An 8,476-nucleotide genomic window follows, 5' to 3' on the forward strand; every position below is an offset into this window, starting at 1 on the left:
GCTACCGGCCCCGCCGGACCCCCGGAGACTCGGCTCGGCGGCCACGTTCCGCTTCCCCGGAGACCGATCCACCCGGACCGCCGCGCACCGCCACCGGTCCGCGCAGGGCCCGCGGCGCCTCTCGGCCCTGGCGGGCGCCGACTGCGCGATGTGCGTGGGGAAGCACGCGTGGGGGAGAGCGTCGCCGTCGTCGGGTCTCCGGCTCGGGCCGGTCCGCGCCGCCGTACCGGCCCGGTGCCCCACCCCGCGCCACCCCGTCCCGCCGAGGGGTGCTTCCGGCCCGCGCGTGCCGTGTTCCGGCCCCCGGGCGGGTTCCCTCCGGTCCGGGCGCCGGAGGGACCGGCCGGGTGGCCGGGCCCGGAAGACCGGCGGGTAGATTCGACCCCATGAGTGGTACGAACGAATACCGCATCGAGCATGACTCGATGGGCGAGGTGCGGGTGCCGGCGGACGCCAGGTGGCGGGCGCAGACCCAGCGGGCCGTGGAGAACTTCCCGATCTCGGGCCAGCGTCTGGAGCGGGCCCACATCGCCGCCCTCGCCCGGATCAAGGCGGCGGCGGCCACCGTCAACGCCGAACTCGGCGTGATCGAGAAGGACATGGCCGAGGCCATCGTGCGGGCGGCCGAGGAGGTGGCCGAGGGGCACTGGGACGAGCACTTCCCGGTCGACGTCTTCCAGACCGGCTCCGGCACCTCCTCGAACATGAACACCAACGAGGTGCTGGCGACCCTGGCCACCGAGCGCCTCGGCCGCCCGGTCCACCCCAACGACCACGTCAACGCCAGCCAGTCCTCCAACGACGTCTTCCCCTCCTCCATCCACATCGCGGCCACCGCGGCCGTCACCGGCGACCTGGTCCCGGCCCTCGCGCACCTGGCCGAGTCCCTCGAACGCAAGGGCGTCGAGTTCGCCGAGGTCGTCAAGTCCGGCCGCACCCACCTGATGGACGCCACCCCGGTCACCCTGGGCCAGGAGTTCAACGGCTACGCGGCGCAGATCCGTTACGGCATCGAGCGGCTGACCGCCTCGCTGCCGCGCCTGGCGGAGCTGCCCCTCGGCGGCACCGCCGTCGGCACCGGCATCAACACCCCGCCCGGCTTCTCCGCCGCCGTCATCGCGGAGGTCGCCCGCACCACCGGTCTGCCCCTGACCGAGGCCCGCGACCACTTCGAGGCGCAGGGCGCCCGCGACGGCCTGGTCGAGACCTCCGGCCAGCTCCGCACGGTCGCCGTCTCGCTCACCAAGATCTGCAACGACCTGCGCTGGATGTCCTCCGGCCCGCGCACCGGCCTGGCGGAGATCGCCCTGCCCGACCTCCAGCCCGGCTCCTCGATCATGCCCGGGAAGGTCAACCCGGTGATCCCGGAGGCCGTTCTGATGGTCGCCGCCCAGGTCATCGGCAACGACGCGACCGTCGCCACCGCCGGCGCCTCCGGCAACTTCGAGCTGAACGTGATGCTCCCGGTCATCGCCAGGAACCTGCTGGAGTCCATCAGGCTGCTGGCCAATGCCGCCCGCCTGCTGGCCGACCGCACCGTGGACGGCATCACCGCCAACGTCGAACGGGCCCGCGAGTACGCCGAGTCGTCCCCGTCCGTCGTCACCCCCCTCAACCGTTACATCGGTTACGAGGAGGCCGCCAAGGTCGCCAAGCGCGCGCTGGCCGAGCGCAAGACCATCCGCGAGGCGGTCCTCGACGGCGGGTACGTGGAGCGCGGCGAACTGACCGTCGAGCAGCTCGACGAGGCCCTGGACGTGCTGCGGATGACCCACCCCTGAGCACGCCCCCGGCGAGCGCCTGGCGCGCACGTCACACCCGGATGCGCCCGCTGTCCGCGTCGGCCCGAATACCATGTGTAGATGACAACGGGAAATGACGCGACCGGCGGTGCGCATCCGTGGCGGCCCGGCGACCACATCCTGTGGCGTTACCGGGCCAATGGTTCGCGTGGATCCAGCGACTTCCACATCTGCCGGCCCGTGACCGTTGTGCAGGACACCCCCGACCTGCTGGCCGTCTGGATGGCGCCGGGCACCGAGTGCATCAAGCCGGAGCTGGCCGACGGCACCCCCGTCCACGCCGAGCCGCTGGCGACCCGCTACACCAAGCCGCGCATCACCGTCCGCTCCCGCTGGTTCGGGGCGGGGGTGCTGAAGCTGGCGTCACCGGGTCGGCCGTGGTCCGTGTGGCTTTTCTGGGACCGGGGCTGGCGCTTCAAGAACTGGTACGTCAACCTGGAGGAGCCCCGGCGCCGCTGGCCGGGCGGGGTCGATTCCGAGGATCACTTCCTCGACATCGCGGTCTATCCCGACCGGAGCTGGGAGTGGCGGGACGAGGACGAATTCGCCCAGGCACAGCAGGCCGGGCTGCTGGACGCAGGGCAGGCGGAGCGGATCCGCGCGGCCGGCCGGGAGGCCACCCGGCTGATCCGCGCGTGGGACCGTCCGTTCTCCGAGAACTGGGCGTCCTGGCGGCCCGATCCGCGGTGGCGCACGCCGCAGTTGCCGGACGACTGGGACCGGTCGGCCACCGCCATGGCACCGGTGCGCGAGGAACACCGTCTGCCGCATCACCCGAGAGCCTCTTGATACCCCCCAGGGCACCAAACGTAGGATCGACCCCCACGACAGCAACCGGACAACGCCCCCACCCCGCACGCCAGTTCCCCGCCTGGATGGACAGCCCCTCGTGACGGACCCGACCCCACCGCAGCCCGCGGCGCGCACGGCGGACGTAACCGCGTTCGCCGAGACTTCCGCGCTGCCGCACGCGCGCTCCGAGCCCGACTCCGTGGAGCACCCGCCCGTCCGCCCGACGACGGGCGAGGCGCTCAACGGCGGGATGCCCGAGACAGACCGGCTGCGGTTCGTGGGGGCGGCCACACGCCGGATCGCTCGGGGCATCGACCTGGACGAGATCGTGCTCGGGCTGTGCCGGGCCGCCGTTCCGACGTTCTCGGACGCGATCCTGGTCTACCTGCGGGATCCCCTGCCGGTCGGCGACGAGCAGCCGGTGACGCCGTGGGTGCTGCGGCTGCGCCGCACCGACCGCATTCCCGAGGCGCTGACCCTCGGCACCCTGGGCGACCTGCGCGCCGAGGGGTCCGGCCCGTTGCAGGCTCTCCTCGCGGACGCCTCGCCGCGCCTGGAGGTGCGGGGCAACGGGCCGCTGGCCGAGGTGCTGCGCGGCGTCCGGCCGGTGTTCACCGAGTCACAGGTGCCCAGAGCCGCGCTGCGCGAGCTGACCGGCGCGGCGTACCCGCCGGAGGACCACCGCGCGATCGTCGCGCCGCTGCGCGGCCGGCGCCGGGTCATCGGCGCGGCGGTGTTCCTGCGCGAGCCGCACCGCGAGCCGTTCGAGCACGAGGATCTCCAGGTGGCCCAGCAGCTGGCCACGCACTCCGCGCTCGGTGTCGACAAGGCGATGCTGTACGGGCGGGAGGCGTCCATCGCGGACGAGTTGCAGCGCACGATGCTGCCCGACGACCTGCCGCAGGTCACCGGCGTGCGGCTGGCCAGCCGTTACCTCCCGGCGGCGCAGTCGGCGCGCGTCGGCGGCGACTGGTACGACGCGATCCCGCTGCCGGGCAGCCGGGTCGCGCTCGTCGTCGGGGACGTGATGGGTCACTCGACGACCTCGGCCGCGATCATGGGGCAGTTGCGGACGACGGTGCAGACGCTGGCGGGGCTCGACCTGCCGCCGCAGGAGGTGCTGCACCACCTCGACGAGCAGGCGCAGCGGCTGGGCACCGACCGGATGGCGACCTGCCTGTACGCGGTCTACGACCCGGTCGAGCACCGGATCACGGCGGCCAACGCGGGCCACCCGCCGCCCGTGCTGCTGCACACCGACGGCTCCACGGAGTTGGTGGACCTGCCGCCCAACGCGCCGATCGGCGTGGGCGGTGTGGACTTCGAGACCGTGGAGGTCGCCGCCCCGGCCGGTGCCACCCTCGTGCTGTACACGGACGGGCTGGTCGAGTCCCGCACCCGGGACGTGTGGACGGGCGTGGAGCATCTGCGCGAGAAGCTGTCCGAGGTCTCGCGGCTGACCCGCCCGGACGCGGCGGCCCCGCTGGAGCCGCTGTGCGACGAGGTCCTGGACATCGTGGGCCCCGGCGACCGGGACGACGACATCGCGCTGCTGGCCGCCCGGTTCGAGGGCATCGCGCCGGACAACGTGGCGTACTGCCGACTCGACCCGCGCGCCGAGTCGGTGCGCGAGGCGCGCCGGCTGGTCCGGGAGAGCCTGACCCGGTGGGAGCTGCGGGAGTTGGAGGACTCGGTCGAGCTGCTGGTCAGCGAGGTCGTGACCAACGCCGTGCGGTACGCGGAACGGCCCGTGTCCGTGCGGCTGTTGCGCACCGACGCGCTGCGCTGCGAAGTGGGCGACGACGTGCCGCAGTTGCCGCGGCTGCGACAGGCGGGACCGGCCGACGAGGGCGGTCGCGGTCTCTATCTCGTCCAGCGGCTGGCCCGCGAGTGGGGGGCGACGCGCCTGAGCACCGGCAAGCTGGTGTGGTTCGAGATGGCCCTGCCCTCCTCCTAGTCGCGATGTATCGCGACTCGGTAGGCTGAACGCGTGAGCGCTGAGAAACCGCCCGCCGTGCCGCTGGACAAGCAGCCGGCCGTCCGGGCTTCCGACGCGGACCGTGACAAGATCGCCGCCATCCTGGCCGAGGCCCTGGCCGAGGGGCGGCTGGACCCCGAGGAGCACGCCGAGCGCGTGGAGGCGGCGTACCGGGCCAAGACCTTCGGTGAGCTGGAGCCGCTGATCAGTGATCTCCCGGCCGGGCAGCGCCCGTCGGCGCCCGCCGCCGCGCCGTCGTCCGCCTTTGGCGCCGCCGCGGGGCGCGGCGGGCACGGGCTGCGGATCGCCAACGCGCGGAACGTGGTGGCCGTCCTCAGTGGCGCCAGCCGGCAGGGCCGTTGGCGGGTGGGCGCGAGGGTCAACGTGGTGGCGGTCTTCGGTGGCGTGGAGCTGGACCTGACCGAGGCGATCTTCGAGCAGCAGCACGTTGTGATCAACGCCACGGCCCTGTGCGGCGGGGTGGAGATCAAGGTCCCGGAGAACGTGAGCCTGCGCGGCGGCGGCAGCGGCGTCATGGGCGGCTTCGACGTCCGGGAGTCCGAATCCGCCGACCCCGGGGCGCCGGTGGTGCTGGTGCGGGGCGTGGCGGTCTGGGGCGGCGTCGAGGCGAAGCCCGTGCCGGGAAAGCGCGTGCGGGACCTGCGGGACGGATGACCGGAACGGCTGATCCGGCGGGCTGCGTTGTCGCTCCGTGCATAAGCGTGCGCACAGCGGGTAGGGCTCGGGGGACCGTCACTCGTATGGCCGCATGGCGGGAAGGGTGATCTGCGGCATCGCCTTTGTCGGGTGAGGGTGCATCAGCCAGGAGCGACCCCCGGTAGCCGTCGTCAGGAGTTGACCGTGCTGCAATCGTCACCGCCACAGGAGTCCCAGTGGTCATCACCCGTTCCAGCCCCGCGCAGTTCGAGAGATCTGGGTGGGCCCTGGCACTCGGAGGCCGCCTGCCGGCGGGACGAGGCGGGGCTGTTCTTCGCCCCGTCCCAGGAGCCCACGGCGGCCCGGCTCTCCCGCGAGCAGGCGGCGAAGTCGGTGTGCGCCAGGTGCCCGGTGCTGCTGGAGTGCCGTGAGCACGCCCTGCTCCAGCCGGAGCCGTACGGTGTGTGGGGCGGTCTGACGGCCGCCGAGCGCCGTGTGGTTCTCAGCCGCAGGCGCCGTCGTGAGGCGGCGTCAGGCGGCCGTCCGGCGGACATGGGCCGCATCGCGTGAGACCGCGGGCCCGGTGGCCCGGCCCCGCCCCCAGCCGGCCGCGACAGGCTGGGGGACGGGGCTTCCGCCGAGCCCGTGCCGGTGTGCCTACCGGCCGCGGTCGAAGTCGATCGCGCTGTAGGCGCGGAGCTTGCTGAGGCGGTGCGTCGAGTCGATCTGGCGGATGGTGCCGGAGCGGGACCGGACCACCAGGGACTGGGTGGTGGCCGTCTCCGCGCGGTAGCGCACGCCCCGCAGCAGTTCGCCGTCGGTGATGCCGGTGGCGACGAAGAAGACGTTCTCGCCGCGGACCAGGTCGTCGGTGTGCAGCACCCGGTCCAGGTCGTGGCCCGCGTCCAGGGCGGCCTGCCGTTCGGCCTCGTCCTTGGGCCACAGCTTGCCCTGGATCGTCCCGCCGAGACACTTGATCGCGCAGGCGGCGATGATGCCCTCGGGCGTGCCGCCGATGCCCAGGAGCAGGTCGACGCCGGTGCCGTCGCGCACGCTCATGATCGCGCCGGCCACGTCGCCGTCGGAGATGAACTTGATGCGCGCGCCGCTCTCCCTGACCTCCTTGACCAGGTTGGCGTGGCGCGGCCGGTCCAGGATGCAGACCGTCACGTCGGCCGGTGAGCCGCCCTTCGCCTTGGCCACGCGCCGGATGTTGACCGAGGGCGGCGCGTCGATGTCCACGTAGTCCGCGGCCTCGGGGCCGGTGGCCAGCTTGTCCATGTAGAAGACCGCGCTGGGGTCGAACATGGCACCGCGCTCGGCGACGGCGAGCACGGAGACCGCGTTGCCCATGCCCTTCGCGGTGAGGGTGGTCCCGTCCACCGGGTCGACGGCCACGTCGCACTCGGGACCCGAACCGTCGCCCACGCGCTCGCCGTTGTACAGCATCGGGGCGTCGTCCTTCTCCCCCTCGCCGATGACGACGACGCCGTTCATCGAGACGGTGGAGATCAGGGTGCGCATGGCCCGCACGGCGGCGCCGTCGGCGCCGTTCTTGTCACCGCGGCCGACCCAGCGGCCGGAGGCGAGGGCGCCCGCCTCGGTCACGCGGACCAGTTCGAGGGCCAGGTTGCGGTCGGGGGCTGCGGGTGCGACGTCCAGCGGGGGCGGAAGGTGGTGATCAGTCATCGGAGACGACCTTTCTGCGCCGAGTCGCGCTGAGGGTGCCTCCGACTTTATCCGGCCCTCGTACACATGAGCAGATCGCCCTACTTTTGAGCGAGCGGAGCGGGGTGCCCGGGAGGCCGGGGGCGGGTGCGGGCCGCGCCCCGGTATGCGCCACCATGGGAGGGTGGCGAACGACGTGGCGACCGAGGCGACCGAGACGGCGGACGACGCTCAGGAAGAGACCGGGCGCGGGAAGCCGGACCGGCGGCAGCAGCTCGCGTCGGTGCGGAACATGGTGCTGTCCATGGCCGCCCTGTGCGCCGCGGTGCTCGCCCTCTTCGTCCTCAACCCCGACGAGGAGCCGGAGAACGCGATCCGGAGCATGGAGTACGACGTCGCGTCGGCCACGGCGGCCCGTGCCGCGCCGTACGACCTGCTGTCCCCGGTGGGCCTGTCCGGGAGCTGGCGGGCCACCTCCGTGCGGTACGAACCGGCGGGCGAGTTCGGCGCGACCTGGCGGCTCGGCTTCCTGGACCCCGGCGACGAGTACGCCGCGCTCACCCAGGCCGACGGCGAACCCGGCGAGTTCGTCTCCGACGTGACGCGCGGCGCCGAGGACACCGGTGAGACCGAGCGGATCGACGGACAGGACTGGGCGCGGTACGAGGGCGCCAAGTACGACGCCCTGGTGCTGCGGGAGCCGGACGTGACCACCGTGGTCATGGGCACCGCGCCCTGGGACCGGCTCGCGCACCTGGCCGGCGCGCTGGAGGTCAGGGCCGAGCGGCCCTGACCGATGACCGCGGCGGCGACGGCGTCAGCCCGCGCGCCCCTCACAGGACGGTGACGGCCTCCTCGAAGTCCAGCCGCGGCAGGCGCGGATTGTAGGCGGTGGCGCTCGGCCTGCCGATGTTCACCACCACGAGCGCCTTCTGCCGCCCGTCCCCGAAGAACTCCTTGTCGACGGCCCCGGCGTCGAACCCGGTCATCGGCCCCGCGGCGAGCCCCGCGGCCCGGACACCGAGGACGAAGTACCCGATCTGGAGCCCGGCGCTCAGCACGCCCGCCTCCGCGCGCCCCGCGGGGTCCGCGTACGCCACGTCCTTCAGGCCCGGCACCACAGGGAAGAGCTTCGGCAGCTTCTCGTGGAAGCGCAGGTCGACCGAGAGGATCGCGGTCAGCGGGGCCGCGGCGGTCTGCGCCCGGTTCTTCTCGGACAGCAGGGGCAGCAGCCGCTCCTTGGCCTCGGTGCTGCGGAGCAGGGTGACGCGCAGCGGCGACGAGTTGTGCGCGGTGGGCGCGAGCTTGATCAGGTCGTAGATCGCCCGCACCTGCTCGTCCGTCACCGGCTCGTCGGTGAACGACCGGGCCGTGTGGGCCCGGCGGAAGAGAAGGTCCTGCGCGGCGGCGTCGAGGGCGAGGGACATGGTGCTGGAGCCTTTCCCGGAGGAGACGTGAACGGCGGGGAAGCGGAACGCCCATGGTTGAACGGGCAACCGCTGGTCGGTGCCAACTTCTCCCCCCACCCCGCTATTCCCCGACCGGCTCGGCTTCCCCCTCCTCCGCGTCCGCTCGGTGC

The 8,476-nt window shown here is 73.2% G+C and carries 8 protein-coding genes; 6 read left to right on the forward strand and 2 right to left on the reverse strand.

Features of this window, described 5'->3' with window-relative positions; all coding sequences use genetic code 11:
* Positions 1-386: 386 nt before the first annotated feature.
* The 5 genes from ACSNOC_RS25980 (at position 387) to ACSNOC_RS26000 (ending at position 5,799) form a co-directional block, all read left to right on the forward strand.
* Positions 387-1,781, forward strand: coding sequence for a class II fumarate hydratase (locus ACSNOC_RS25980; RefSeq protein WP_436750008.1), 1,395 nt, complete (start codon positions 387-389; stop codon positions 1,779-1,781).
* An 81-nt stretch (positions 1,782-1,862) separates the two neighbouring features.
* Positions 1,863-2,591, forward strand: a complete 729-nt coding sequence (gene fomD, locus ACSNOC_RS25985; protein ID WP_436750009.1) for a cytidylyl-2-hydroxypropylphosphonate hydrolase — start codon at positions 1,863-1,865, stop codon at positions 2,589-2,591.
* Between the two features lie 100 nt (positions 2,592-2,691).
* Positions 2,692-4,551: an ATP-binding SpoIIE family protein phosphatase gene (locus ACSNOC_RS25990; RefSeq protein WP_436750010.1), complete on the forward strand. Its 1,860-nt coding sequence runs from the start codon at positions 2,692-2,694 to the stop codon at positions 4,549-4,551.
* A gap of 33 nt (positions 4,552-4,584) precedes the next feature.
* Entirely contained in the window at positions 4,585-5,247 is a 663-nt protein-coding gene (locus tag ACSNOC_RS25995) for a DUF1707 SHOCT-like domain-containing protein (protein ID WP_436750011.1), read from the forward strand.
* Between the two features lie 186 nt (positions 5,248-5,433).
* On the forward strand, positions 5,434-5,799 hold the full coding sequence (locus tag ACSNOC_RS26000) for a WhiB family transcriptional regulator (protein ID WP_436750012.1): 366 nt from the start codon (positions 5,434-5,436) through the stop codon (positions 5,797-5,799).
* Positions 5,800-5,886: 87 nt separating this feature from the next.
* Here ACSNOC_RS26000 and glpX read toward each other — a convergent pair whose 3' ends face one another.
* Positions 5,887-6,918: a class II fructose-bisphosphatase gene (gene glpX, locus ACSNOC_RS26005; protein ID WP_436750013.1), complete on the reverse strand. Its 1,032-nt coding sequence runs from the start codon at positions 6,916-6,918 to the stop codon at positions 5,887-5,889.
* A gap of 163 nt (positions 6,919-7,081) precedes the next feature.
* On the opposite strand from glpX, the gene ACSNOC_RS26010 reads away from it, so the two are divergent.
* A complete protein-coding gene (locus ACSNOC_RS26010; RefSeq protein WP_436750014.1) occupies positions 7,082-7,690 on the forward strand; it encodes a DUF4245 domain-containing protein in 609 nt (202 codons plus the stop codon).
* Between the two features lie 40 nt (positions 7,691-7,730).
* Here ACSNOC_RS26010 and ACSNOC_RS26015 read toward each other — a convergent pair whose 3' ends face one another.
* Entirely contained in the window at positions 7,731-8,324 is a 594-nt protein-coding gene (locus tag ACSNOC_RS26015) for a malonic semialdehyde reductase (protein ID WP_436750015.1), read from the reverse strand.
* Positions 8,325-8,476: the final 152 nt, after the last annotated feature.

The organism is Streptomyces sp. URMC 129 (genome assembly GCF_051386415.1).
In the GTDB taxonomy this organism is placed as follows: Bacteria; Actinomycetota; Actinomycetes; order Streptomycetales; family Streptomycetaceae; genus Streptomyces.

Excerpts from the sequence above, each read along its gene's own strand:
- ACSNOC_RS26015 (WP_436750015.1), bottom strand. The coding sequence starts at position 8,324 with ATGTCCCTCGCCCTCGACGCCGCCGCGCAGGACCTTCTCTTCCGCCGG.
- fomD (WP_436750009.1), top strand. The coding sequence starts at position 1,863 with ATGACAACGGGAAATGACGCGACCGGCGGTGCGCATCCGTGGCGGCCC.
- glpX (WP_436750013.1), bottom strand. The coding sequence starts at position 6,918 with ATGACTGATCACCACCTTCCGCCCCCGCTGGACGTCGCACCCGCAGCC.
- ACSNOC_RS25980 (WP_436750008.1), top strand. The coding sequence starts at position 387 with ATGAGTGGTACGAACGAATACCGCATCGAGCATGACTCGATGGGCGAG.